At 71.2% G+C, this 25,470-nt stretch carries 22 protein-coding genes and 1 pseudogene; 13 read left to right on the forward strand and 10 right to left on the reverse strand.

The genetic code is table 11. The features are described 5' to 3' along the window. Positions 1 to 180: 180 nt before the first annotated feature. A pseudogene (locus ACIRBY_RS04095) lies at positions 181 to 669 on the reverse strand (PEP/pyruvate-binding domain-containing protein); the annotation flags it as partial. Here ACIRBY_RS04095 and ACIRBY_RS04100 point away from each other — a divergent pair. Both ACIRBY_RS04100 and ACIRBY_RS04105 read left to right on the forward strand, forming a co-directional pair. Beyond that, entirely contained in the window at positions 614 to 1,258 is a 645-nt protein-coding gene (locus tag ACIRBY_RS04100; protein ID WP_403895775.1) for a CBS domain-containing protein, read from the forward strand. The pseudogene ACIRBY_RS04095 and the gene ACIRBY_RS04100 sit on opposite strands and share 56 nt — an antisense overlap. Before the next feature lie 52 nt (positions 1,259 to 1,310). Continuing rightward, positions 1,311 to 2,192, forward strand: coding sequence for a universal stress protein (locus ACIRBY_RS04105; RefSeq protein ID WP_403895778.1), 882 nt, complete (start codon positions 1,311 to 1,313; stop codon positions 2,190 to 2,192). Between the two features lie 143 nt (positions 2,193 to 2,335). On the opposite strand, the gene ACIRBY_RS04110 is transcribed toward ACIRBY_RS04105, so the two are convergent. The 6 genes from ACIRBY_RS04110 to ACIRBY_RS04135 form a co-directional block, all read right to left on the reverse strand. After that, positions 2,336 to 4,273 (reverse strand): amino acid transporter, encoded by a 1,938-nt coding sequence (locus tag ACIRBY_RS04110; RefSeq protein ID WP_403895781.1) that lies wholly within the window; start codon positions 4,271 to 4,273, stop codon positions 2,336 to 2,338. A 265-nt stretch (positions 4,274 to 4,538) separates the two neighbouring features. Beyond that, a complete protein-coding gene (locus tag ACIRBY_RS04115; RefSeq protein ID WP_403895784.1) occupies positions 4,539 to 5,777 on the reverse strand; it encodes a serine hydrolase domain-containing protein in 1,239 nt (412 codons plus the stop codon). Positions 5,778 to 5,854: 77 nt separating this feature from the next. Beyond that, positions 5,855 to 6,232 (reverse strand): DUF1048 domain-containing protein, encoded by a 378-nt coding sequence (locus ACIRBY_RS04120; protein ID WP_403895787.1) that lies wholly within the window; start codon positions 6,230 to 6,232, stop codon positions 5,855 to 5,857. Between the two features lie 2 nt (positions 6,233 to 6,234). Next, positions 6,235 to 6,567 (reverse strand): PadR family transcriptional regulator, encoded by a 333-nt coding sequence (locus tag ACIRBY_RS04125; RefSeq protein ID WP_403895790.1) that lies wholly within the window; start codon positions 6,565 to 6,567, stop codon positions 6,235 to 6,237. A gap of 118 nt (positions 6,568 to 6,685) precedes the next feature. Beyond that, positions 6,686 to 8,836, reverse strand: a complete 2,151-nt coding sequence (kdpB, locus tag ACIRBY_RS04130; protein ID WP_403895793.1) for a potassium-transporting ATPase subunit KdpB — start codon at positions 8,834 to 8,836, stop codon at positions 6,686 to 6,688. Between the two features lie 254 nt (positions 8,837 to 9,090). Continuing rightward, positions 9,091 to 10,998: an APC family permease gene (locus ACIRBY_RS04135; RefSeq protein WP_403895796.1), complete on the reverse strand. Its 1,908-nt coding sequence runs from the start codon at positions 10,996 to 10,998 to the stop codon at positions 9,091 to 9,093. A gap of 239 nt (positions 10,999 to 11,237) precedes the next feature. On the opposite strand from ACIRBY_RS04135, the gene ACIRBY_RS04140 reads away from it, so the two are divergent. From ACIRBY_RS04140 to ACIRBY_RS04175, 8 genes are all read left to right on the forward strand, one after another. After that, positions 11,238 to 11,987 (forward strand): DUF4118 domain-containing protein, encoded by a 750-nt coding sequence (locus ACIRBY_RS04140; RefSeq protein WP_403895799.1) that lies wholly within the window; start codon positions 11,238 to 11,240, stop codon positions 11,985 to 11,987. Between the two features lie 98 nt (positions 11,988 to 12,085). Beyond that, the gene (locus ACIRBY_RS04145) at positions 12,086 to 12,241 is read left to right on the forward strand and encodes a hypothetical protein (protein ID WP_403895802.1); all 156 of its coding nucleotides are present in this window, start codon (positions 12,086 to 12,088) and stop codon (positions 12,239 to 12,241) included. Continuing rightward, complete coding sequence (gene kdpF, locus ACIRBY_RS04150) at positions 12,238 to 12,327, forward strand: K(+)-transporting ATPase subunit F (RefSeq protein WP_267039940.1); 90 nt, start codon at positions 12,238 to 12,240, stop codon at positions 12,325 to 12,327. Before ACIRBY_RS04145 ends, kdpF begins: the two co-directional genes overlap by 4 nt. 6 nt (positions 12,328 to 12,333) lie before the next feature. After that, the gene (gene kdpA, locus ACIRBY_RS04155; RefSeq protein ID WP_403895806.1) at positions 12,334 to 13,998 is read left to right on the forward strand and encodes a potassium-transporting ATPase subunit KdpA; all 1,665 of its coding nucleotides are present in this window, start codon (positions 12,334 to 12,336) and stop codon (positions 13,996 to 13,998) included. Next, positions 13,995 to 16,100, forward strand: coding sequence for a potassium-transporting ATPase subunit KdpB (kdpB, locus tag ACIRBY_RS04160; RefSeq protein ID WP_403895809.1), 2,106 nt, complete (start codon positions 13,995 to 13,997; stop codon positions 16,098 to 16,100). The genes kdpA and kdpB (ACIRBY_RS04160) overlap by 4 nt, the downstream gene beginning before the upstream one ends. A 6-nt stretch (positions 16,101 to 16,106) precedes the next feature. Continuing rightward, complete coding sequence (locus ACIRBY_RS04165; RefSeq protein WP_403895812.1) at positions 16,107 to 16,823, forward strand: potassium-transporting ATPase subunit C; 717 nt, start codon at positions 16,107 to 16,109, stop codon at positions 16,821 to 16,823. 101 nt (positions 16,824 to 16,924) lie between these two features. Continuing rightward, positions 16,925 to 17,614 carry a response regulator gene (locus tag ACIRBY_RS04170; protein ID WP_403896884.1) on the forward strand — a complete coding sequence of 230 codons (690 nt, stop codon included), beginning with the start codon at positions 16,925 to 16,927 and terminating at the stop codon, positions 17,612 to 17,614. A 55-nt stretch (positions 17,615 to 17,669) separates the two neighbouring features. Continuing rightward, entirely contained in the window at positions 17,670 to 20,216 is a 2,547-nt protein-coding gene (locus ACIRBY_RS04175; RefSeq protein WP_403895815.1) for an ATP-binding protein, read from the forward strand. 122 nt (positions 20,217 to 20,338) lie between these two features. On the opposite strand, the gene ACIRBY_RS04180 is transcribed toward ACIRBY_RS04175, so the two are convergent. Together ACIRBY_RS04180 and ACIRBY_RS04185 are read right to left on the reverse strand one after the other, a co-directional pair. Beyond that, positions 20,339 to 20,866, reverse strand: a complete 528-nt coding sequence (locus tag ACIRBY_RS04180; RefSeq protein ID WP_403895818.1) for a hypothetical protein — start codon at positions 20,864 to 20,866, stop codon at positions 20,339 to 20,341. Between the two features lie 130 nt (positions 20,867 to 20,996). Beyond that, complete coding sequence (locus ACIRBY_RS04185) at positions 20,997 to 21,293, reverse strand: hypothetical protein (protein WP_403895821.1); 297 nt, start codon at positions 21,291 to 21,293, stop codon at positions 20,997 to 20,999. Positions 21,294 to 21,813: 520 nt separating this feature from the next. On the opposite strand from ACIRBY_RS04185, the gene ACIRBY_RS04190 reads away from it, so the two are divergent. Together ACIRBY_RS04190 and ACIRBY_RS04195 are read left to right on the forward strand one after the other, a co-directional pair. Next, positions 21,814 to 22,056 (forward strand): hypothetical protein, encoded by a 243-nt coding sequence (locus ACIRBY_RS04190; protein ID WP_403895823.1) that lies wholly within the window; start codon positions 21,814 to 21,816, stop codon positions 22,054 to 22,056. Positions 22,057 to 22,341: 285 nt separating this feature from the next. Then, entirely contained in the window at positions 22,342 to 22,728 is a 387-nt protein-coding gene (locus ACIRBY_RS04195; RefSeq protein WP_403895826.1) for a hypothetical protein, read from the forward strand. A gap of 92 nt (positions 22,729 to 22,820) precedes the next feature. On the opposite strand, the gene ACIRBY_RS04200 is transcribed toward ACIRBY_RS04195, so the two are convergent. Further along, entirely contained in the window at positions 22,821 to 23,540 is a 720-nt protein-coding gene (locus ACIRBY_RS04200; RefSeq protein ID WP_403895829.1) for a hypothetical protein, read from the reverse strand. 408 nt (positions 23,541 to 23,948) lie between these two features. On the opposite strand from ACIRBY_RS04200, the gene ACIRBY_RS04205 reads away from it, so the two are divergent. Beyond that, positions 23,949 to 25,313, forward strand: a complete 1,365-nt coding sequence (locus tag ACIRBY_RS04205; protein ID WP_403895831.1) for an NAD(P)/FAD-dependent oxidoreductase — start codon at positions 23,949 to 23,951, stop codon at positions 25,311 to 25,313. Positions 25,314 to 25,470: the final 157 nt, after the last annotated feature.

Genomic DNA, 25,470 nt, shown 5'->3' on the forward strand with positions numbered 1-25,470 from the left:
GAGGTCGTTCAGGCCGATGTCGAGGACCGTGTCCGTCGCACCCGTCGCTGCGGAGTCCGAGCGGACGGAGAGCAGCAGCGGGTCGTCCACCCGCCCGAGCCGCTTGCCCGTCGCCCGCTCCAGTGCCGCGAGGTGGTGCGCGATCCGCTCCCACAGCCCCTCCGGCGGCGCACCCGTCGCCCGGAAGACGCGGGACGCCCCGGAGGTGACGGTGAATCCCGGCGGGACCGGCAGGCCCAGGCGGGTCATCTCCGCCAGGCCGGCTCCCTTGCCGCCGAGGAGCCCGGCCGGGTCCGGGCACTCCTCGGTGAAGCCGTACACGTACTTCCCCATCAGACCTTCTCCGTCCGCACGCGCCCGGAACGCTTTCCCTTCCACTGTCCACTGTCGTCTCGGAGGGGGAATCCGGCGCTGCGGCGGGCCCAGCGGACCGGGAGTGCCGATCGCGGGGCCACGCGTCCGGGGGTGGGCCGAAAGGGTCGGCTCGCTGGGCCGCTCGGCCCTCCCGGTGCGACGGACCGTGCAACAGACTGAACCGTGGACACGACCTGTACGCCCGGCAAACGGCAGCCCCCCTGCCCCGTCCAGCGGCCGATCGCCCCAGGAGCCAGCCATGCCCGCCTTCCGGTACACCGTCAGCGACGTCATGTCGCACACCGCGGTCGCCATCGGCCGCAAAGCCTCCTACAAGGAGATCGTCGAGCTGATGCACCAGTGGAAAGTCAGCGCCCTGCCCGTCCTGGAGGGGGAGGGCCTCGTCGTGGGCGTCGTCTCCGAGGCGGACCTCCTTCCCAAGGAGGAGTTCCGGCGCACCGACCCGCAGCTCCCCGAACAGCTCGACGGGGCGGCGAAGGCGGGGGCGGTCCTGGCCGAGGACCTCATGTCCAGCCCCGCGGTCACCGTCCGGGCGGACGCCGCGCTCGCCGAGGCCGCGCGCATCATGGCACGCAGGGCCGTCAAGCGGCTGCCGGTCGTCGACGACGTCGGCATGCTCGAAGGCGTCGTCAGCCGCAGTGACCTGCTCAAGGTGTTCCTGCGTCCCGACGAGGAGATCGAGCAGGAGATACGCCAGCTCGTCCTCGGCGAACTCCCTCTGCCCGCCCACATCGAGTTCACCGTGCTCGACGGCGTCGTCACGCTGCGGGGGCCGATCCGGGAACGTGCCCTCGTGCCCCTGCTGGCCCGGGCGGTCCGTGCGGTCGAGGGAGTGGTGGAGGTGCGCACGGACGCGGAGCGGGCGGACGCCGCCGCCGCGTGACCCCGGCGAACGGGCCCACCTGTCCGGCACAGCCCTCCCCGAAGAGGCCAGCATGGACCAGCGCATCACCGTCGGACTCGACGGATCACCCCAAAGCGCCGCCGCCGCCCGCTGGGCCGCCCGCGAGGCCGAGCTGCGCCACACGCGGTTGCACCTCGTCCACGCCGGTGAGCGGTCCGCGCCGATCGGCGTTCCCGAAGCGGCCGGCGCGGTACGGGCCGAAGGGGCCGGGGCCGACGCCCTCCTCCGGGAGTCCGCCGCCGCCCTGCGCCGCGTCCACCCGGATCTCGACGTCACCACCGGGACCGTCTGCGGACCGCCGGCGGCCGCGCTGGCCACCGAAGCGGCCGGCTCCGACCTTCTGGTCCTGGGGTCCCGCGGGCTCGGGACACTCACCGGGTTCGCGGTCGGCTCGGTCGCACACGAGGTACTGCGTTCCACCGAGCGGCCCGTCGTGCTGGTGCGCAGCGGGGAGGACGCGCTCCCCCACCCGAACGGCGGCCACACCGGGCGCGATCTCGTCGTGGGGGTCGACATCAGCCACCCGTGCGGCCCCGTGCTCGCCTTCGCGTTCGAGGAGGCTTCGCGTCGGTCCTGCCGCCTCCACGTTCTCCACGCCTGGACACCCACACCCTTGTTCGGATCCGGAACGGCCTACGATCCGCGCGTCCGCGCCCAGCTCGACGAGACCATGGCAGGCGACCTGGACGATGCCCTCGCGCCCTGGCGGAACAGGTTCCCCTCGGTGGCGGTGACCGCCCGGGCCCCGATGGGGCACGCCGCGCAGAAGCTGCTGGCCGCGGGCGCCGACGCCGGCCTGATCGTCGTCGGGCGCCGGGTCCGCCGCCCGACGTACGGCGCGCGCGTCGGCTCGACCACGCACGCCGTGATCCACCACAGCACCTCGCCCGTGGCCGTCGTCGCCCATGACTGAGGCCGGACCTGCACTGCGGCGGTGGCGGCGGCGCGTCTTCGCGGTACGGGCGCGCGCGAGGCGTCCCGGTAGCCGGAATCCCGCCGGCCCGTCGCCGAGGCGACGGGCCGGCGGGATTGCTGTCGGCTGGCCTGCGGCGCCCGTCAGCCGGCGTGGATGTGGGGGCGGCGGGAGCGGTCGGGCTCGGCCTCGCGGATGACCTCGCGGGTGACCGGGGCGACCTCGCCCTGGCCGAAGAGGAAGAACCGGAAGAAGTTGGCCATCGGATTGCCCTCGGTCCACTCGAAGTAGATGTGGGGCCGCTGGCCGGTCTCGTCGCGGACGTGGAGCAGGAGGGCGGCCAGCGCGTTGGGGATGCTGGAGCTCTCCAGGGTCAGGACGCGGTAGCGGTCGTGGAGGACCTCGCCGCGCACGCGCATGCCGGATTCGAATTCCGAGGCGTCGAGGACCGTGACCTCGACGAACATCACGTCGTCCTCGGCCGGGATGTCGTTGTCCGCGCGGATCTGCGCCTTCTTCTGCCGGTACTCCTCCAGGTCCCGGCTGTCCGGCTCGTTGGCGATGAACCGGATCGTCCGGTTGGCGGTGTCGCGGATGAACCGCTGCGCCATGTCGTCGAACTCGATGTGCGTGACGCGCAGCTCGAAGACGCGTGCGAGGCGCGAGAGGAGCGAGAGCGCCATGATGCCGCCGATGAAGCAGGCGCCGATCTTCACGCCGTCGGGGCGCTCGGCGACGTTGATCGCGGTGGTGTAGATGAAGACGGCCGAGATGATGCCGAAGCCGATGGTCCAGCCGCGCTCCCCGGCCCGGCGGGCCGCGATGGTCACGGCGACGGCCGCCGAGGTGATCAGGACGAGGACACCGGTCGCGTAGGCGCCGCCCTGGGCGTCCACGTCGGCGTCGAAGATCCAGGTCACGAGGAAGGCGATCAGCGTGAAGACGATGACCATGGGGCGCAGGGCGCGGGCCCAGTGCGGGGCCATGCCGTAGCGGGGCAGGTAGCGCGGCATCAGGTTCAGCAGGCCGGCCATCGCCGAGGCGCCCGCGAACCACAGGATGCAGATCGTCGAGACGTCGTAGACCGTGCCGAAGGCGGAGCCCAGGTACTCGTGGGCCAGATAGGCCAGGGCGCGGCCGTTGGCCTCGCCGCCCGGCTGGAACTGTGCGGCCGGGATCAGCAGGGTGGTGATGAGGCTGGAGCAGATCAGGAAGATGCTCATGATCACGGCTGCCGTGGTCAGCAGCTTCTTGGCCCCGCGGATCCGCCCGGCGGGCTTCTCCTCGGTGTCCGTGGGGTCGCCGTGGACGTGCGGCATGACGGCAACACCGGTCTCGAAGCCGGAGAGGCCGAGCGCGAGTTTCGGGAACACGACGAGCGCGATGGCGACCATCATGAAGGGGTTGCCGTGCTCGGCGGTCAGCGCGGTCGTCCAGTCGGTGATGACCTGGGGCTCGGCGAACACGTGCCACAGCCCGACCGCCACCACGATGACGTTCAGGCCGAGGTAGGTGGCGACGAGGACCACGGCGACGCCGATGGCCTCGCTGAACCCCTTGAGGAAGACGCCTCCGAGCAGCGCGATCAGGATCAGGGTGATCAGGACCTCGTGCCCGTGCAGGGTGCTGGTGAGGTGCGGGTTCTCCACCATGTGCGCGGTCGCGTCGGCGGCCGACAGGGTGATGGTGATCAGGAAGTCCGTCGCCGCGAAGCCCAGCAGGGTCAGGACGAACAGCTTGCCCTTCCAGAAGGAGAGCAGCTTCTCCAGCATCGCGATGGAGCCCTCGCCGTGCGGGCTCTCCTCGGCCACCCGCCGGTAGACGGGCAGCGCGCCGAAGAGGGTCAGCAGCACCAGCACGATGGTCGCCAGCGGCGAGAGCAGACCGGCTGCGAGGAAGGCGATGCCGGGCTGGTACCCGAGGGTGGAGAAGTAGTCCAGTCCCGTCAGGCACATGACCCGCCACCACGGCCGGCCGTGCGGCTGGGCCGCCGCTTCCTTGGCGGCGGGGGAGCTGGTCTGGGCGGTCAAGCCTTCCAGCATCCACGCGCGCAGGCGCGAGGAGCGGGCAGGGGTGGCCATGGTCGGGCGCTCCTGTCGTACGGTGTGGATTCAGCCATCGGAGTCGACGGCTGGGCCAGCGTACGCAGCGAGAACGCAGCCAATACGTCTATAGCCTCGTCTGACGGAATCCTGACGCCCTCTTAACGCCTTTCCTTCCGGTGGCGTAGAGCACCCCCCGTTCTGGTGGCGGAGCCCACACGCCGGGTGAAGACATGGAGATGTCGAAGGCCCGGGCCTGGTCGAGGGCTCCCCCTGGCGGGGTGGCCTCGACCAGGCGGGCGGGTCAGTCGTCGATCGCCTGGTAGAGGGTGGTCCAGAAGTCGCTGATGACCCGTGCCGAGTCCGGAGTGGACATCCCGGTCTGGGTGAGGAGGATGCCGACGAGGCCGTTGTCCGGGTCGGCGTACGTGGTCGTGCCCGTTCCGCCGTCCCAGCCGAACTGGCCGACGGGAGCGTAGTCACCGCGGTAGGTGCGCACCGCCATCCCGAAGCCCCAGCCTCCGTGCTGCCCCTGGCCGTGTGACAGGTGGACGAGGCCACGGGCCCGGTCCTCCCGGTCGGCCAGCTGCGCTGCCGGGAGACGGTTGCCGGTCATGAGCTCGACGGCCGGCCGGGACAGGATCCGCCGGTCGCCGTGCGTCCCGTGGTTGAGGAGCATCCGGAAGTAGGCGTGGTAGTCGTCGACGGTGGAGTCGAGTCCGCCGCCGCCCGACGGGAACGCGGGGGGCCGGCTGTGGTGTCCCCCTTCGGCCGCGTCCGCGACGACGAACTCGCCGGTCTGCGGATCGGGGGCGTACAGGGGCGGCAGCCGGTCGATCTGGTCGGCGGGTACGTGGAAGCCGGTGTCCTTCATCCCCAGCGGCTCGAAGACGCGCTCGCGCAGGAACGCCTCGAACGACTGGCCGGTGACCCTGGCCACCAGCACCCCGAGCACGTCGTCGCCCACGTTGTACAGCCACCGTTCGCCGGGCTGGTGCATCAGCGGGAGCGTGCCCAGGCGGCGCATCCACTCGTCCGGCTCCGGTGCCGGCAGCAGCCAGCCGTCCTCCTGGCCGTACACGCCCCGCTCGAAGAACGCGCCCATGATCGGGGAAGTCGGCGCCGTCATGTCCAGCCCCAGCCCCAGCGTGGAGGTGAGCAGGTCCCGCACCGTGATCGGGCGCCGGGCGGGGACGGTGTCGTCGAGCGGACCGTCGGCCCGCTTGAGGACCTGGCGGTCGGCGAGCTCGGGCAGCCACCGGTCCACCGGGTCGTCCAGCCGTATGCGGCACTCGTCGAGCAGGACCATGGCCGCGGCGGACGCCACCGGCTTGGTCGTCGAGGCCATGCGGAAGATGGTGTCCCGGCGCATCGGCGGGCCGCCGTCGTGGCGCATCGTGCCGATCGCTTCGACGTGCGTCTGCCCGCCCCGGCTCACCAGGGCGACGAGTCCGGGTATCTTCCCGGACTCCACGTGCCGTCGCAGCACCTCGCCCAGTCTGCGCAGTCCTGCTTCGGAGAAGCCGCTGTTGCTCTGTCCCACCGTGAATCCCCCTGATCCTGTTCGATCTTGTGAAGCCCAGTACGGCGTCGCGCCCGCAAGGTGCGCCGCCGTCGCCGTCAGACCGCCCCGTCCGCTTCGGCGGCGGCCTGCTCGATGTCGTCGGTGAGCCGCTTGCGCGCACGGGCGGGTACGTAGCCGCCGTCCGAGTAGTTCTGGGCGAAGGCCTCGGCGAACTCCACCGGGTCCTCCCCGACGATCTCGCGGATCGGCGTGCCGTCCGCGGCAGCCTGCTCGAACAGGTCCGCGAGGTCTTCGAACATCGACGCGCTGCTGTCGGCGTCGACCGGCACGAAGTGCATCAGGTGCCGCTCGATCGCCTCGACGGCCGCGCGGTGCCCGCCGGGCAGTTCCTTGACGCGCGCCTTGTACGCCCTCCACCGCTTCTTGGGCCCGATCACCTTCGCGATGATCCCGCTCTTCTCGACGTCGGACATGACTAACCGCCCTCCCCTTCGCGGAGCTGTTCCAGTCGTTCCGCGAGGAAGCTCCACGTCCCCCAGAACTCTTCGAGGTATTCCCGCCCCTGGGCGTTGAGGGAGTGCACCTTGCGCGGTGGCCCCTTCTCCGAGGCGACCTTCTCCACGTCGACCAGACCGCGCTTCTCCATCCTGATGAGCAGCGCGTAGACGGTCCCCTCGGCGATGTCGGAGAAGCCCTGTTCCCTCAGGCGTGCCGTGATCTCGTACCCGTAGGCGGGCCTGCCGGCCAGGGACGCGAGGATGATGCCCTCCAGCGTGCCCTTGAGCATCTCGGTCAGCAGCTTGGCCATGGAACGCCTCCACCTCCCCCTGAGCTATTTAGCGACGCTGATTACCGGTACACCGTAACGCTGACTACCAGTACTTAGCAAGACGGATTAGCCACTGGAGGAAGACGCGGTCCGGAGCTCATCCCATGCCGGGGAGGAGGGAGACCAGCAGGTCGATGAGCTTGATCCCGACGAACGGCAGGACGAGCCCGCCCAGGCCGTAGACGCCGAGGTTGCGGCGCAGCAGGTCGTGGGCGGAGGCGGGCTTGTAGCGGACGCCGCGCAGGGCGAGCGGGATGAGGGCGACGATGATCAGCGCGTTGAAGATGATCGCCGAGGTGATCGCGGACCGGGGGCTGCTCAGGCCCATGATGTTGAGGGCTTCGAGGCCCGGGTAGGCCGTGGCGAACATCGCGGGGATGATCGCGAAGTACTTCGCGACGTCGTTCGTGATGGAGAAGGTGGTCAGGGCTCCGCGGGTGATCAGGAGCTGCTTGCCGATCTCGACGATGTCGATGAGCTTGGTGGGGTTGGAGTCCAGGTCCACCATGTTCCCGGCCTCCTTGGCGGCCGAGGTGCCCGTGTTCATCGCGACGCCGACGTCCGCCTGGGCGAGTGCCGGGGCGTCGTTCGTACCGTCGCCCGTCATCGCGACGAGCTTGCCTCCGGCCTGCTCCCGCCTGATGAGGGCCATCTTGTCCTCGGGCGTGGCTTCCGCCAGGTACTCGTCGACGCCGGCCTCGGCGGCGATGGCGCGGGCCGTCAGCCGGTTGTCGCCGGTCACCATGACCGTACGGATCCCCATCCGGCGCAGTTCCGCGAACCGCTCCCGGATCCCTTCCTTGACCACGTCCTTGAGGTGGATGATCCCGAGCACCCGCGGTCCGTCCCAGTCGTGGACCGCCACCAGCAGGGGCGTGCCCCCGGATTCCGAGACCGTCGCCGACCAGGCCGCGGCCTCCGGCGGTACGGTGCCGCCGCGCATCGTCACCCAGTCGCAGACCTGGACCGTCGCGCCCTTGCGGATGGCGCAGCCGGCGCCGCCCGCCCAGCTCAGGTTGACACCGCTCATCCGGGTCCTGGCGCTGAACTCGGTGAACCGCGGATTGCTGAGGTCCGCCGCGGTGGCCGGCCGCAGTCCGTACTGCTGGGCCAATGCCACGACGGAGCGGCCCTCGGGCGTCTCGTCGGCGAGCGAGGACAGCTGGGCGGCGTCCGCCAGCTTGAGGTGGTCGACGCCGGGGAGGGGGATGAAGGCCACGGCCTCACGGTTGCCCAGGGTGATGGTGCCGGTCTTGTCGAGCAGCAGGGTGTTCACGTCTCCGGCGGCCTCGACGGCGCGTCCGCTCATGGCGATGACGTTGCGCTGGACGAGCCGGTCCATGCCCGCGATGCCGATGGCCGACAGGAGGGCGCCGATCGTGGTGGGGATGAGGGTGACGAGGAGGGCGACCAGGACGGTCGTGGACTGCGCGGCGTGCGCGTAGTCGGCCATCGGCTGGATCGTCACGACCACCAGGACGAAGATCACGGTCAGGGCCGCCAGCAGGATGTTCAGTGCGATCTCGTTCGGGGTCTTCTGCCGGGTGGCGCCTTCGACCAGGGCGATCATCCGGTCGATGAAGCTGTGCCCGGGGCGCGAGGTGACCCGTACGACGATCGAGTCGGACAGGACGGTCGTGCCGCCGGTGACGCCGGAGCGGTCACCGCCCGATTCCCGCAGGACGGGCGCCGATTCGCCGGTGACGGCCGACTCGTCGACCATCGCGGCCCCGTCGACGACGTCGCCGTCCGCCGGGATCAGCTCGCCGGCCTCGACGAGCACGAAGTCGAAGGGCTGCAGCTCGGCCGGCGTGACCACCTCCGTCTCCGCCCGCTTGAGGTTCGCCCCGTACGTCCAGTGGTTCAGCCGCACCGCGGCCGCGTCCGTGCGCGCCTTGCGCAGCGACTCCGCCTGGGCGCGGCCCCGGCCTTCGGCCACGGCCTCGGCGAGATTGGCGAACAGGACCGTCAGCCAGAGCCAGACGCTGATCACCCAGGTGAAGACGGACGGGTGGATGAGCGCCGAGAGCGTGGTCAGCGCGGATCCGACGGCGACGACGAACAGCACCGGTTTCCTGACCAGTTCGCGGGGGTGGAGCTTGCCGACGGCCTCCCGTGCGGAGGAGGCGAGGAGCTCGGGGTCCACGACGTTCACCCTGCCGGACCGTCTCCGGGAGGGCCGGTTGACCGGGGTTCGCGGAGGGGTCCGGAGACCCGGAGGAACGTGCTGCGCGGCGGCAGGAGGCATCGAGCGACCTTCTGGATGGGTTCGGAGGTGGCAAGCCCCGGGCAGCTCGTGGCCGGGGCGCGGGAGGGATGTCGCCGCCGGGGACCCCCTCCATGGACCCCCTCGGCCGTCATGTGAGTGATGTCGAGGTCCCCGGCGGCGCAACAGGCAGGAAGCTACTGCCCGTTCCCTCGCTTGCGCCCATGCCGGCGTCGGAATTGGCGCCTCTTTGACGGCGGTCGCACGCGACGTGTCAAAGCGCCGTCAGAGGTGCGTCAACGCGTATCCGCCGTGATGCGGAAGCGGAGTCGGCAGATCGCGGCGTCAGTGTCGCGGCGGACCGCGTGGGCGACGACGGAGCCGCGCTGGTTCTGGAGCAGCCGCTGCCACAGGTGGGCGGGCTCGGTCTCCGGGATCAGGACGGTCACCTGCGCGTCCTGGTGCTTCTGCGCCAGCTCCCGCACGTACGCCGACAGGGGGCGGCCGAGCGAGCGGGTTTCCGAGGCGAGCTCGACCAGCTCGACACCGGGCTTCCACAGCTCCCAGTCGCGCCGCAGCGCCTCGGCCGCCTCGCGGTCCTCGGGGGACGGGTGGGTGACGGTCACGGCGAGGACGTCGTCGCCGAGCGAGCGGGCGGCCGTGAGGGCCTGGCTGGTGAGGCGGGACAGGCCGGACACGGGGACCACGACCAGGGAGCGGGACCGCCTGGGTGCCTGCGGGATCCGGCCGAGCTCCAGGCGTTCGCCGATCTCGGTGTACGCCCGGTGGACCTTCTCGAAGCCGAGGACGAGCAGCGGCAGCGCGACGACGATCAGCCAGGCGCCCCCGGTGAACCTGGTGGCGGTGACGACGACGGCCGAGACGCCGGTGAGCAGGGCGCCGAAGCCGTTCAGGGCCGCCTTCGCCCGCCAGCCGCGCGGGCGTTCCCCGTACCAGTGCCGGACCATGCCGACCTGGCAGATGGTGAAGCCGATGAAGACGCCGATGGCGAAGAGCGGGACGAGGGTGTTGGTGTCGCCGCCGGAGAGGACGAGCAGGAGGGCGGAGACGAGCGCCAGCCAGATCACCCCGTGGCGGTGGACCTGGCGGTCGGCCTTGAGGGCGAAGACGTGGGGCAGGTGGTTGTCGCGGGCGAGCAGGCTCATCAGCACGGGCAGGCCGCCGAAGGAGGTGTTGGCGGCGAGCGCGAGCAGCACCATGGTGGCGAACTGGACGACGTAGAAGGCGGCGTTGTGCCCGAAGGAGGCGTCCGCGAGCTGCGCGAGCACGGTCACGCCCTCGACGGGCTGGAGGTGGAAGCGCCCGATGAGGATCGACAGGCCGATCAGCATCACGCCCAGGAGCGCGCCGAGCGCGACCTCGGTGCGCTGGGCCCGGCGGGCGGCCGGGGCCCGGAAGGACGGCACGGCGTTGGCGACCGCCTCGACTCCGGTCAGGGCCGAACAGCCGGCGGCGAAGGCCTTGAGCAGCAGGAGCGCCCCCACGGTGGTCGCGCCCTCGCCGAGGGCCGAGGGGTGCCCGGCGGCGGACGCGGTGCTGACGGGACCGTCACGCAGGAGCCCGACGACGACCATCGCGAGGATCGACCCGACGAAGACCGCGGTGGGCACGAGGAACGCCTTGGCGGACTCCACGACCCCGCGCAGGTTCACGGCGGTGACCAGCACCAGGATGCCCAGGCAGATCCACACCCGCTCCCCGTACAGCCCGGGGAAGGCCGAGGTGAGGGCGGCCACGCCGGCGGTGACGGACACGGCGACGTTCAGGACGTAGTCCAGGATCAGCGAGGCCGCCGCGACCAGGCTCGTGCGCCGGCCCAGATGGCGCTTGGCGACGGCGTACGCACCCCCGCCGTCCGGGAAGGCGGCGATCACCTGCCGGTACGAGGCCACCAGCACCGCCAGCAGGGCGGCGATCGCCAGGGTGACGGGGAGGGTGAAGCCCATGCCGTGGGCACCGGCCGCGGCCAGGACCAGCACGACGGACTCCGGCCCGTACGCCACGGACGCCATCGCGTCCAGGGACAGTGCGGCCAGCCCCTGGAGGGCGGTCAGCCGGTGGCGGTCGCCCGCCGCCGGTGTCCGTACGCCGGCGTCAGGAACGGCATCAGGGTCGGCATCAGGCGGCTGCTCCGTGCCCGGGGCCCGTCCTGCCGTGCCCGGCTTTCCCATGTCCATGGACATCTCTCGCTGTTCCTCCGTCGGACCAAAGTGAGGAACAGCGTCCGGGCGCCATGGCCGGATCACCAGTGTTCTTGGCGTTCTCCATACGGCCGCCCCGCCGGTCTTCACGCGTCTTTGACGCCGGGGCGTGAGGGCCGTATGAGGGGCGTCAAGACCTCGCAGGGGCGGGCGGCCGCGCCTTCGACAGGGGGCAGGGTTGACAGTGATCCGAACACTCATGTCCGGACAGGAGGCCCCCCATGTCCGGGTACCGAATCCATGACGCCGCCGCCCTGCTCGCGGCGCTCGCGGCCCCCTTCCTCGTGGCGCTCGCGCTCGTGCCCTTCCGTACGGACCTTTCGGCGGTGAACGCGGCCCTGGTCCTCGTCGTCGCGGTGGTCGCGGTCGCCGCTGTCGGCACGCGCATCGCCGGAGTGGTGGCCGCGCTGTCGGCGGCCGTCTGGTTCGACTTCTTCCTCACCGAGCCCTACCGGCGGTTCACGATCACCGACCGCGAGGACGTCGGGACGGCGGTTCTGCTGCTCGTCGTCGGCCTGCTCGTCTCGCAGCTCGCGGTACGCGCCCGCCGGCTCCGGAGGACCGTGATCAGCGACGCGGCCCATATGACGAGCCTCCGAGGGACCGCCAGGCTCGCCGAGGACGGCCGGTCGCCGGAGGCCGTGGTCGAGTACGTGCGCCGGGAGCTCGTCGGGCTGCTCGGACTGCGCGGCTGCCGCTTCGAGTACGGGACCCTGATGGGCGGCCTGCCGCGCCTGGAGCACGGCGGCGGGGTGTGGCTGCACCGTCCGGGCCGGGTGACGGAGTACGCCGACTGGCCGGACGGCGAGACCGAGCTGCGGGTCGTCGGCGGCGGACACTACTACGGCCGCTTCCTGCTGGTCCCGGTCCCCGGCCCGCTGCCCCCGGAGCAGGACCGTCTGGTGGCCGTCGCGCTGGCCGCACAGGCCGGCTCCGCCCTGGACACGGCCGGCCTCTCCCGCCAGGCCTGACCGGACCTGACCGGGCCTTCCCCGGTGCTTCCCGTCAGGGAGGCGTCAAGAGTTTCGGTGGGCCCGTATGGAGCCCGTCAAGGCGTCTTAACGCCGGGATGAAGACACGGTTATCTCGTCATCGGCCATCTGGCCGATTCATTTCCTCCCTCTTCACCCAGGAGCTCACGGTGGCCGATCTGGCCTTCGTCGTCACCACGGTCGCGGTCTTCGCGCTGGTGGCCCTCATCGCCCGGGGGGTGACCAAGCTGTGACCGTCGAAAACATCGTCGGCCTCGCCGTGGCCGTCTCCCTCCTCGGATACCTCATCCTCGCCCTCGTGTACCCGGAGAGGTTCTAGCCACCGATGAGTCCCGTTCTCGCTGGTGTGCTCCAGCTCCTCGCACTGGTGGCAGCGCTCGCGCTGGCCTACCGCCCCCTGGGCGACCACATGGCCCGGGTCTACTCCTCCGAGAGGCACTACAAGCCGGAGAAGTGGATCTACAAGGCCATCGGCGCCGACCCGACCGCCGAGATGCGCTGGCCCGCGTACCTGCGCGGCGTCCTCGCCTTCTCCGCGGTGGGCGTCCTGTTCCTCTACGCCCTCCAGCGCGCCCAGGGCGTCCTGCCCGGCTCGCTCGGCTTCTCCGCGATCGACCCGGACCAGGCGTTCAACACCGCGGCGTCGTTCGTGGCCAACACGAACTGGCAGTCGTACGCCGGCGAGCAGGCCATGGGCCACGTCGTGCAGACCGGCGGCCTGGCCGTGCAGAACTTCGTCTCCGCCGCCGTCGGCATGGCCGTCGCGGTGGCCCTCGTACGGGGCTTCGCGCGCTCGCGCACCGGTGAACTCGGCAACTTCTGGGCCGACCTGGTCCGCGGAACCCTCCGCATCCTGCTGCCCATCGCCGTCCTCGGCGCGATCGTCCTCGTGGCCTGCGGGGCGATCCAGAACTTCGCCGGGATCCACGAGGTCGGCCAGTTCGCGGGCGGCAGCCAGCAGTGGAACGGCGGGGCCGTGGCCTCCCAGGAGGTCATCAAGGAACTCGGGACGAACGGCGGCGGCTACTTCAACGCCAACTCCGCCCACCCCTTCGAGAACCCCACCCCCTTCTCCAACCTGTTCGAGATCTTCCTGATCCTCGTCATCCCGTTCGCGCTGACCCGCACGTTCGGCCGCATGGTGGGAAGCCTGCGCCAGGGCTACGCGATCCTCGCCACGATGGCGACGATCTGGCTCGGCTTCACCGCCCTGATGATGTGGACCGAGTTCGCGCACCACGGCCCGGCCTTCGAGGTCGCGGGCGGCGCGATGGAGGGCAAGGAGACCCGCTTCGGCGTCGGCGCCTCCGCGATCTTCTCGGTCGCCACGACCCTGACCTCCACGGGCGCGGTCAACTCCTTCCACTCCTCCTTCACCGGTCTGGGCGGCGGGATCCAGCTGCTGGGCATGCAGCTGGGCGAGATCGCCCCCGGCGGTGTCGGTTCCGGCCTGTACGGCATGCTCGTCATGGCGATCATCGCGGTGTTCATCGCGGGCCTGATGGTCGGCCGCACCCCCGAGTACCTGGGCAAGAAGATCGGCACCCGCGAGATCAAGTTCGCCGCCTGCTACATCCTCGTCACCCCGGCCCTGGTCCTCGGCTTCACCGCCGCGGCGATGGCGCTGCCGACCCCGCCGCACTCGATGCTCAACTCCGGTGCGCACGGCTTCTCCGAGGTGCTGTACGCCTACACCTCGGGCGCCAACAACAACGGCTCCGCCTTCGGCGGCCTGAACGCCGACACCCAGTGGTACAACTCCACGATCGGCATCGCCATGCTGCTCGGCCGCTTCCTGCCCATGGTGTTCGTCCTCGCGCTGGCCGGCTCGCTCGCCGAGCAGAAGCCCGTCCCCGAGACCGCGGGCACCCTCCGTACCGACAAGCCGCTCTACACCGGCCTGCTCGTCGGCACGATCCTCATCGTCACCGGTCTGACCTACTTCCCCGCCCTCGCGCTGGGGCCGCTCGCCGAAGGGCTCGCATCATGAGCACCGCCACTGAGACCCGTGCCCCGCACGAAGACCTGCCCACCGGCCACAAGCCGCCCGCCGGCCGTGTCGGCGGGGGCCTGTTCGACCCCAAGCAGCTGCTGAAGTCCTTCCCCGACGCGGTCCGCAAGCTCGACCCGCGTGTGATGGTCAAGTCCCCGGTCATGTTCGTGGTCCTGATCGGCTCGGTGGTCACCACCGTGCTGTCCGTCATGGACGCGGGCAACTGGTTCGGCTGGGCCATCACCGCCTGGCTGTGGCTGACCACGATCTTCGCCAACCTCGCCGAGGCCGTGGCCGAGGGCCGCGGCAAGGCGCAGGCCGACACCCTGCGCAAGGCCAAGACGGACTCCGTCGCCCGCCGCCTGACCGAGGGCGGCCAGGGCGAGGAGCAGGTCCCGGGTACCGATCTGAGGATCGGCGACCTGGTGGTCTGTGAGGCCGGCGACGTCATCCCCGGCGACGGTGACGTCGTCGAGGGAGTCGCGTCGGTCGACGAGTCCGCCATCACCGGTGAGTCCGCGCCCGTCATCCGCGAGTCCGGCGGCGACCGCAGCGCGGTCACCGGCGGCACGAAGGTCCTGTCGGACCGGATCGTCGTCAAGATCACGACGAAGCCCGGCGAGACCTTCATCGACCGCATGATCGCCCTGGTCGAGGGCGCGGCCCGGCAGAAGACCCCGAACGAGATCGCGCTGAACATCCTGCTCGCGTCCCTCACCATCGTCTTCCTGCTGGCGGTCGTCACGCTCCAGCCGTTCGCGGTGTACGCGGGCGCCGAGCAGTCGATGATCGTGCTGACGGCCCTGCTGGTCTGCCTGATCCCCACCACCATCGGCGCCCTGCTCTCCGCCATCGGCATCGCCGGCATGGACCGCCTGGTGCAGCGCAACGTCCTGGCCATGTCGGGCCGCGCCGTCGAGGCCGCCGGCGACGTGTCCACCCTGCTGCTCGACAAGACCGGCACCATCACCCTCGGCAACCGCCAGGCATCGGAGTTCGTCCCGGTCAAGGGCACGACGGAGGCCGAACTCGCCGACGCCGCCCAACTGTCCTCCCTCGCTGACGAGACTCCCGAGGGCCGCTCGATCGTCGTCCTGGCGAAGGAGAAGTACGGGCTGCGCGAGCGCCACCAGGGCGAGCTGGAGCACGCCGAGTGGATCGCCTTCACCGCCCAGACCCGTATGTCGGGCGTGGACGTGGACGGCAAGCAGACCCGCAAGGGCGCGGCCGGCTCCGTCATCACCTGGGTCAAGGAGCGGGGCGGCCGGGTCTCCGACGACGCCGACCTCCTCGCCAACCGCATCTCCGAGGCCGGCGGCACCCCGCTCCTCGTCGCCGTCGACGACGGGAAGGGCGCCCGGGTCCTGGGTGTCATCCACCTCAAGGACGTGGTCAAGGAGGGCATGCGCGAGCGGTTCGACGAGCTGCGCCGCATGGGCATCAAGACCGTCATGATCACGGGTGACAACCCGCTGACCGCCAAGGCCATCGCCGAGGAGGCGGGGGTCGACGACTTCCTCGCCGAGGCCACGCCCGAGGACAAGATGGCCCTCATCAAGCGGGAGCAGGCCGGAGGCAAGCTCGTCGCGATGACCGGCGACGGTACGAACGACGCCCCGGCACTCGCCCAGGCGGACGTCGGCGTCGCGATGAACACGGGCACCTCGGCCGCCAAGGAGGCCGGGAACATGGTGGACCTGGACTCCAACCCGACCAAGCTCATCGAGATCGTCGAGATCGGCAAGCAGCTCCTGATCACCCGGGGCGCCCTGACGACGTTCTCCATCGCCAACGACGTCGCGAAGTACTTCGCGATCATCCCGGCCATGTTCGCGGTGGTCTACCCGGGCCTGGACAAGCTCAACATCATGGGCCTGGCCTCCCCCGAGTCCGCGATCCTCTCCGCCGTCATCTTCAACGCGCTGATCATCATCGCCCTCGTCCCGCTCGCCCTGAAGGGCGTGCAGTACAAGCCGACCAGCGCCGACAAGATGCTCCGCCGCAACCTGGGGCTGTACGGGGTGGGCGGTCTGATCGCCCCGTTCATCGGCATCAAGCTCATCGACCTCCTCATCTCCCTCATCCCCGGAATCGGCTGATCGGTTATGAACAACTCTGTACGCGGCACGGCACGGTTGATCGGGGCGGGCCTGCGGGCCCTGCTCGTCCTCACGGTGGTCTGCGGGGTCCTCTACCCGCTCGCCGTCACCGGCGTCGCCCAGGCCCTCTTCCACGACCAGGCCAACGGCTCGCAGTTCAGGGACGGGAGCGGCAACGTCGTCGGCTCCTCCCTCATCGGGCAGAGGTACGACCTGCCCAAGAAGGACCCGGACGACGCCGAGGAGACCGCGAAGCCGGACCTGAAGTGGTTCCAGCCCCGCCCCTCCAACGGGCTGGGCGCCAACAGCGTCAACACCCGGTACTCGCTGCTCCTCTCGGGCGCCACCAACCGCTCCGCCGACGACGGCGCCGTCAACGGCAGGTGCACGAAGGCCTCGGCGGAAGGCAGCCTCTGCGCCCAGGTCATCGCCGCCAAGGAAGCCGTCGTCGCCGACAACTCCACCGCCGGCTACCAGGTCGATCCGCGGGACGTGCCGGCCGACGCGGTCACCTCCTCCGGTTCCGGCCTCGACCCGAACATCTCCCCCGCGTACGCCGCACTCCAGGTCCACCGTGTCGCGGAGAAGAACGGCCTGACCGTCAAGCAGGTCGAGGAGCTCGTCGAGGACCACACCCAGGGCCGGACCCTCGGCTTCATGGGCGAGCCCCGCGTCAACGTCCTGGAACTGAACACCGCCCTCAAGGCACTGACCCACAGCTGATGTTCCACCTCGCACGGACCGGGAGCCGGCAGGGCGCGGAATACTCGCGCCCTGCCGGCTCCTTACCGTCCTGATCCCAACGAAGGAAAGGCTGCATGCCCATGACCCGGGTGCTGGTGGTGGAGGACGATCCCCAGCTCGTCCGCGCGCTGAAGATCAATCTTCAGGCGCGCAAATTCGAGGTCGAAGAGGCTCCCGACGGCGGCTCGGCCCTGCGACTCGCGGCCGCGCGCAAGCCGGACGTCATCGTCCTCGACCTCGGGCTGCCCGACATGGACGGCGTCGAGGTGATCAGGGGCGTTCGCGGCTGGAGCCGCGTGCCCATCCTGGTGCTGTCCGCCCGCCACACCTCGGAGGACAAGGTCCGAGCCCTGGACGCCGGCGCCGACGACTACGTGACGAAACCGTTCAGCATGGACGAGCTCCTCGCCCGGCTGCGGGCGGCCGCCCGGAGACATGAGCCGGCCGGCGCCTCGCAGGCCGACGAGGTTTCGATCGTCACCACGGACGAGTTCACGGTCGACCTGGTCGCGAAGAAGGTGTACCGGGGGGACCTCACGGTGCGGCTGACCCCGACCGAGTGGCACCTGCTGGAAATCCTGATCACCCACCCGGGCCGGCTGATCACCCAGAGCCGGCTGCTGCTGGAAGTCTGGGGCCCCACCTACAGCGAGAACACCAACTACCTGCGCGTCTACATGGCCCAGCTCCGGCGCAAACTGGAACCGGACCCCTCGCACCCCCGCTACCTGATCACCGAACCCGGCATGGGCTACCGCTTCGAACCCTGATCCCCCCGATCACCCCTCCAACCGTCCAACCGTCACAGAGAAGAAGAGTCTGAACATGGGACGCGGCAAGCTCCGCATCTACCTCGGCGCGGCACCGGGCGTCGGCAAGACGTACGCGATGCTCTCCGAGGCGCACCGCCGGGTGGAGCGGGGCACCGACTGCGTCGTCGGCTTCGTCGAGCACCACGGCCGGCCGCGGACCGAGGTGATGCTGCACGGCCTCGAACTCATCGAGCGGCGCGAACTGGAGTACCGCGGCTCCACGTTCACCGAAATGGACGTGGACGCGGTCCTCGCCCGCCGCCCCGCCGTCGCCCTGGTGGACGAGCTCGCGCACACCAACGTCCCCGGCTCCCGCAACGCCAAGCGCTGGCAGGACGTCGAGGAGCTCCTCCAGGCGGGCATCGACGTCGTCTCGACCGTGAACATCCAGCACTTGGAATCGCTGGGCGACGTGGTCGAGACGATCACCGGGGTCCGCCAGCGCGAGACCGTTCCCGACGAGGTGGTCCGCCGGGCCGACCAGATCGAGCTCGTCGACATGTCCCCGCAGGCCCTGCGGCGGCGCATGGCCCACGGCAACGTCTACAAGCCCGACAAGGTCGACGCGGCGCTCTCCAACTACTTCCGGCCCGGGAACCTGACGGCGCTGCGCGAGCTCGCGCTGCTGTGGGTGGCCGACCGCGTCGACGAGTACCTCCAGGAGTACCGGGGCGAGCACAACATCCGCTCCACCTGGCAGGCCCGCGAGCGGATCGTCGTCGGCATCACCGGCGGCCCCGAGGGCCGCACCCTCATCCGCCGCGCCGCCCGCCTGGCCGAGAAGGGGGCCGGCGGCGAGGTCCTCGCCGTCTACATCGCCGCCAGCGACGGCCTCACCTCCGCCTCGCCCAAGGAACTCGCCGTCCAGCGCACCCTGGTCGAGGACCTCGGCGGCACCTTCCACCACGTCATAGGGGACGACATCCCCGACGCGCTGCTGGAGTTCGCCCGCGGCTGCAACGCCACGCAGATCGTGCTGGGCGTCAGCCGCCGGCGCTCCTGGCAGTCCGTCTTCCGCCCCGGCGTCAGCGCCACCGTCGCCCGCGAATCCGGTCCGGACCTCGACGTCCACATCGTCACCCACGACGAGGCCGCCAAGGGCCGCCGCAGCCTGCCCGTCGCCCGCGGTGCGCGGCTCGGACGGTCCCGCATCATCTGGGGCTGGCTCACCGGCATCGTCGGCCCCGCCGTGCTCGCCGTGCTGCTGAACCAGCTCGTCCCCGAGCTCGGGCTCGCCAACGACATGCTGCTCTTCCTCACGTTCACCGTGGCGGCTGCGCTGCTCGGCGGGCTGCTCCCCGCCCTCGCGTCGGCGGCGTTCGGGTCCCTGCTGCTGAACTACTACTTCACCCCGCCGCTGCACGAGTTCACGGTCTCCGACCCCAAGAACATCGTCGCCATCGCGATCTTCGTCGGCGTGGCCGTGTCCGTGGCCTCCGTCGTCGACCTCGCCGCCCGCCGCACCCACCAGGCCGCCCGCCTGCGCGCCGAATCCGAGATCCTCTCCTTCCTCGCCGGCAGCGTCCTGCGCGGCGAGGACTCCCTCGACGCCCTCCTGGAGCGGCTGCGCGAGACCTTCGGCATGCAGTCGGTGGCCCTTCTCGAACGCACCAGCGAGGTCGACCCCTGGACCACGGCCGCCTCCGTCGGCACCGGAACGGTCCTCCGCCCCGAGGACGCGGACGTGGACCTGCCCATCGGCGACACCATGGCGCTCTCCCTGACCGGCCGGGTGCTGCCCGCCGAGGACCGCCGCGTCCTCGGCGCCTTCGCCGCCCAGGCGGCCGTCGTCCTCGACCGCCAGCGCCTGGTCGACGAGGCGGAGAAGTCGCGCGAACTCGCCGAGGCCAACCGCATCCGTACGGCCCTGCTCGCCGCGGTCAGCCACGACCTGCGCACCCCGCTCGCCGGCATCAAGGCCTCCGTCACGTCCCTGCGCTCCGACGACGTCGAGTGGTCCGAGGACGACAGGGCCGAACTCCTCGAAGGCATCGAGGACGGCGCCGACCGCCTCGCCGCGCTGATCGGCAACCTCCTCGACATGTCCCGCCTCAACACCGGCACCGTCGTGCCGCTCATCCGCGAGACCGACCTCGACGAGGTCGTCCCCATGGCCCTGGGGGGCGTACCGGAGGACAGCGTGGGCCTGGACATCCCCGAGACGCTGCCGATGGTCGCGGTCGACCGGGGCCTGCTGGAGCGGGCCGTGGCCAACATCGTCGAGAACGCCGTCAAGTACAGCCCCCACGGCCAGCCCGTCAACGTCTCCGCGAGCGCCCTGGGAAGCCGCGTCGAACTCCGGGTCGTCGACCGGGGACCCGGGGTCCCGGACGAGGCCAAGGAGCGCATCTTCGAACCCTTCCAGCGCCACGGCGACGCCCCGCGCGGCGCCGGCGTCGGCCTGGGCCTCGCCGTCGCCCGCGGCTTCACCGAGGCCATCGGAGGCACCCTCGCGGCCGAGGACACCCCGGGCGGCGGCCTCACCATGGTCCTCACCCTTCCCATAGCGGGCGACGGCCCCCTGGTGCCGCCGGAGCTCCCGACGTCCGCGGTCACCTGACACCGGGGCACGGCGCCCCCGGCGGGGTGCCCCGTCCGAGCTGGGGAGTGCAGTCGCCCACCGCTTCCTGCCACGCCTTCCGCCTGAGAGCGTGGCCCACCTCCACGCCGGCCCGGCCTGGGTCAGACGGCTCGGCGGCGTCGGTGGTAGGCGTAGGCGAGGGCGAGCACGATCGGGCCCCACAGCATCACCGGGCTGATGCACACGCGTGCCAGGACCATCCACCAGCCGTTGCTGAAGGCGACCTCGTGAAAGCCCAGCAGGCCGAACCAGGCAAGCGGCATGGTGTCCCACAGCGCGACCAGGCCCAGTCCGCCCAAGGCCGCCGGAACGATCGCGGCGAGCGGCGCGACCCGCCGGCCGCCGATCAGCGGCACCCGGTCCGGAACCCTCTCGCCCCACCCGCTGACCAGGCCGGTACAGAGCAGTGCCAGTGCCTCGGTGAGCACGCTCAGCCCGAACACGTAGGCCGGGGCCCACCACGGCAGGGGCGGTGCCGACGGATCCACCATTCCCATCGGGAAGCCGAAGGCGAACGGCAGCCGCCACAGGCAGTGCGGCAGGACGACGAACGGAAGGGCCTTCGCGAACCGCAGCGCCCAACGCGGAACCGGACGCTCGGTGTCGCCCAGAGCAAGATGGATCGGCATGGCTCCAACGTCGCCGAACCTCCGACGACAGGGCATCGGCCGTGCGGACGATCACGATCCCCCACACGGGGGAGCCGGCTGTCGATCGCCGCGGTGGCGATGGTCGCACACCTCTTGGGAACCAGGTGCCTCAGGTGCCCGAGTTGTCGACGAATCCCACGATGTCAAGGAATTCGATGGTGGGCGGGGCGCCATAAACACCCGTCACCTTTTCGACGATCTCCTCCGTGAAGAAGGAGCGGGCTTTCTCCTCGTCGTCCCACACATAGAAGTTCCTTGCCCGAGCACCGTCTTCATCGATCATGAAGCTCTTGAATCGAAGGCCGGGCATTCCTTCGAACGGTGCGCGGAGTTCGGCGGCAATCTTTGCGGCAGCTGAACGATCGAACTTGCCGGTCTGCGTGAAAGTCACGAGCACGCCGATCATCGGGCCTCCTGTCGGTTGCATGAGCAGCGGTCGATCGGGGGACGCTAGCGGCGGATCCTAGTACACGCAGCCGGAAATCCAGGTCGTCGCTCCGCGAGTCGGATGCGAGTCTCGCAGTCGGCGGTGCGGGCCGGGAGCCCGGGGAAATCCGGCACGCGGTCGCTCAGGTCCGTACCCCCACGGTGGGCCCCTGCGCGGCTTCGGCGGTGTTCAGGTCACCGCCCGCCGGACGCTTGCCCCGGCGTCCCCGATGCGCTGGGATCGGTCCATGAACAGCGGCCCGCGCCACGACGATCGGCCATCGGATCCGGTGCTGCCGACGGCGCCCGCCGTCCGCACGGCCGGCGGGCGTGTCGTCAACGTAACCTCCGGGCTCCGGCACCATCCAGTGGAACGAGACCAGGCCCCTGTCCCTGCCCGCCGCGGATGAGGCCGCAAGGCGGCTCTGCCCCCTTGACCCCGGTGGCAGTTCGCTGAGGCAATGCGGTGGACGGAGGAACTCCTACCGAGGACGCAGCCTGTGCATCACGACGACGAACCCGTCTTCCGGCGGAGCGCGTGGGGGACCCGCTACTCCTACAACCCCCGCAACCCCCTCGGTCTCGCCCTCATCGTCCTCACCCTGCTCTTCGTGGGGACGATGATGGTCCTCATGGCGAACCGGGCCGGACCGTTCAAGCCCGCGCCCGCCCCCACCCTGTGGAGCCCGCCTCCGTACGAGTACGCGCCGCCGTCGCCGTGGAGCAGCCCGGCGGGCCCGTGAAGCCGAACGGGTGCCCGCCCGAGGGGAATGCCGTCAATACGGCGTAGCGATCACGACAGCAAGGCGTCAGGGTCCGGTCACCAGGGCTCCAGCAGCCCTAACGTCGCCTTCATGGAACGGCCTTTGACACCTGCCGCACCCGGCGCACGGGGCGCTGGAGCGGAACATCCCGGCCCCTGTGCGCACGACGCCCGGTGGGGCGCAGCACTGCGCTCGGCGATCGGCCTCGCGTTCCTCCTGCTCACGGCGCTGCTGTCGATGGACGCCGGTCTGGGGAGTCTCGACGTGACACGCGGGATTCTCTGGACCGGCCTGGCCGGCCTTCTGTTCGCCGTCCTGCTCCCGCACCGGGTCTCCGTACGCCCGGGACTGTTGAGCACCCGCGGCCTGCTGACGACGGACACGGTCCGGACCGACTCCCTCGTCTCGGTCCACTGGTCGGACGGGGTGGCCCAGCGGCTGGTCCTCCGGGACTCGCCGGGAAGCCGGGTGGAGATCGATCCGGCGGTCCTGGCCGGCAATCCGGCGATGTGGCACCTCTTCGACGCGGACAGCCGCACGTCGATCGAGCGCGGCACCCTGCGGCACGGCACGACCGCCCTGCGGCAGCTCGCGCAGCGCATCGACCGCGAGACGGCCCACACGGTCTTCAAGGTCTCCGACCTGCGGTGACCCACCCCGGTCTCGGGCGTCGGCCGCGCCCGGCGACCTGGTGGGCCGGGCCGCTGCACCTCGGCCGCCAGGGTGGTGAGCAGCGTCGGCGATCACGTCACCTGCTGGGGCGCACGCCGCTCGGCAGCGCTCAGCCACAGGACCGTGGCGACGATGATCACGGCGAGGACGAGGCTGACGGGGCCGGTGCCCAGTCCGAGGCCGCCCCGCTCGGCGCCGACTCCGGCCCAGTCGGCGAAGGAGGCGCCGAGGGGGCGGGTGAGCACGTAGGCCCACCAGAATGCGAGGACGGGCGAAACGGCGAGGAGCCGGCGGGCCGGCGCCGGAAGGGCGATCAGGACGGCGAAGAGCAGCGCGGAGGGCAGGTAGCCCCAACCGAGCGTCGCGGCGGTCAGATCGCCGACGGCGGTGCCGAGGGCGAAGGTGGCCATGACCACGGTCCAGTAGTAGACCTCCCGGCGGCCTCCGGCAACGGTTTCCACCGCGAGCGTCCCCTCTGTCCACCGCCACAGCACGAACACCAGGGCCAAGGCCACGGCGAAGGCGCCCGCGGACAGGGCGTACGGCACGCCGAGGGCGACATGGGCCACATCGGCGGCCATGGTGCCGAAGACGCTGACCATGATCACCGCGAACCAGTACACGGCCGGGACGCAGCGGCGGGTGCGGGCCTGCGCGGCGAGGGCCGCGGCCAGCACCAGAGCGGCCGAGGCGACCGCCGGGACCGGCCCGAGCACGCGGGCCAGGTAGTCGGAGGCGGTCTCCCCCATCCCGGTGGTGAGGATCTTGACGATCCAGAACACGGCGGTCACCCGGGGGACCTTGCTCGCCGCGGCGCGAACGGCCGCGGCGTGGACGCGGCGCCGCGCGTGGGGGTTCGTCGTGGCACACGGGGCGTCGGCGCTCCCCTCCGGGGGCGCAGCCGGATCCGCGCCGGCCCGGTCGTTCGCTTCAGCCGTCCGGGACGGCCAGGTCTTGCCCGCAGAGTTGCTCACTGTGCCCACCGCTGCCTTTTGTGCACGGTCCGGGCCGTGCACCCGGACATCCGGGCACAGGATCGCCGGGGCACGCTGAAGAGGCGCTGAAGGGGACGGCCTCCGGCCCCGCAGCGCCCGCTCGCGCGGGACCTCTTCGTGGCGGTCTCCGGTACGGGCGTGCAGGGGCCGCAGGAGTGGGCAGGCGGGGAGGTGACCCGACAGCGCTGGGAAGGGACGGACACCGTGGCACGACCGAGGATCCTCGTGGTGGGTTCGGGCTTCGCCGGAGTGGAATGCGTGCGCCGGCTGGAGCGCCGGCTGGCCCCCGGCGAGGCCGACATCCGCATGGTCACCCCGAACGCGTACCAGCTGTACCTGCCCCTGCTCCCCCAGGTGGCCTCCGGAGTCCTGACCCCGCAGTCCATCGCCGTCTCCCTGCGCCGCAGCAGCCGCCACCGCACCCGGATCATCCCCGGCGCGGCCATCGGCGTCGACACCGCCGCCAAGGTCTGCGTCATCCGCGGGATCACCGGCGAGGAGACGGCCGAGGCCTACGACCACCTCGTCCTCGCCCCCGGCAGCATCACCCGCACCTTCGACGTCCCCGGCCTGCTGGAGCACGCGCGGGGGATGAAGACCCTCGCCGAAGCCGCGTACCTGCGCGACCACGTGATCGCACAGCTCGACCTCGCGGACGCCAGCCAGGACGAGGCCGAGCGTGCCTCCCGGCTGTGTTTCGTCGTGGTCGGCGGCGGCTACGCGGGCACGGAGACCGCGGCGTGTCTGCAGCGGCTCACCCATCACGCGGTCCGGCGCTACCCCCGGCTGGACCCCGGTCGGATCAGCTGGCACCTGTTGGACATGGCTCCGAAGCTGATGCCGGAGCTGGGCGACGCGTTGGGGCGTGCGGCGCTGGAGGTCCTGCGGCGCCGGGGCATCCGGGTGTCGCTGGGGGTGAGCGTCGCCAAGGCGGGGCCCGAGGAGGTGACGCTCACCGACGGGCGCGTACTGCCCAGCCGGACCCTGATCTGGACCGCCGGAGTGGCCGCGAGCCCGCTCATCGGCACGATGGACACCGAGACGGAGCGCGGGCGCCTGGTGGTGACCCCGCAGCTGACCGTTCCGGACGCGCCCGGGGTCTTCGCACTGGGGGACGCGGCGGCCGTGCCCGACCTCGCCCGGGGCGGGGACGGTGCGATCTGCCCGCCGACGGCGCAGCACGCCCTGCGGCAGGGGCGGACCCTGGCCGACAACATGGTCGCCTCCCTGCGCGGCCTGCCGTTGCGGCCCTACGTGCACAGGGACCTCGGCCTGGTGGTCGACCTCGGGGGCACCGACGCCGTGTCGAAGCCGCTGGGCATCCCGTTGCGCGGCCTGCCGGCCCAGGCGGTGGCCCGCGGGTACCACTGGTCGGCGCTGCGCACCAACGTGGCCAAGACACGGGTGATGACCAACTGGCTGCTGAACGCCGTGGCCGGGGACGACTTCGTGCGCACCGGCTTCCAGGCGGCGAGGCCGCCCAGGCTCCGGGAGTTCGAGGGCACCGACGCGTATCTGACGCCGGCGCAGGTACGGGAGCACGTGAGGGCCCTGCGCGCCGCGGGCTGAGCGCCACCGGTCCTCCGGGGCGGCCCGCCCGCCGGTAGCAGGAGGGGCGCACGGGCGCAACGGGCAGGCGACACAGGCCGGTTCGCGGCCTGTGGGCCGCCGCACCATTCTCCGCAGGCCGACGCGGCTCCTACCGTTGCGGACACCGCGGCACGGC

It is taken from the genome of Streptomyces sp. NPDC096136, from assembly GCF_044763325.1.
Taxonomy (GTDB): Bacteria; Actinomycetota; Actinomycetes; order Streptomycetales; family Streptomycetaceae; genus Streptomyces.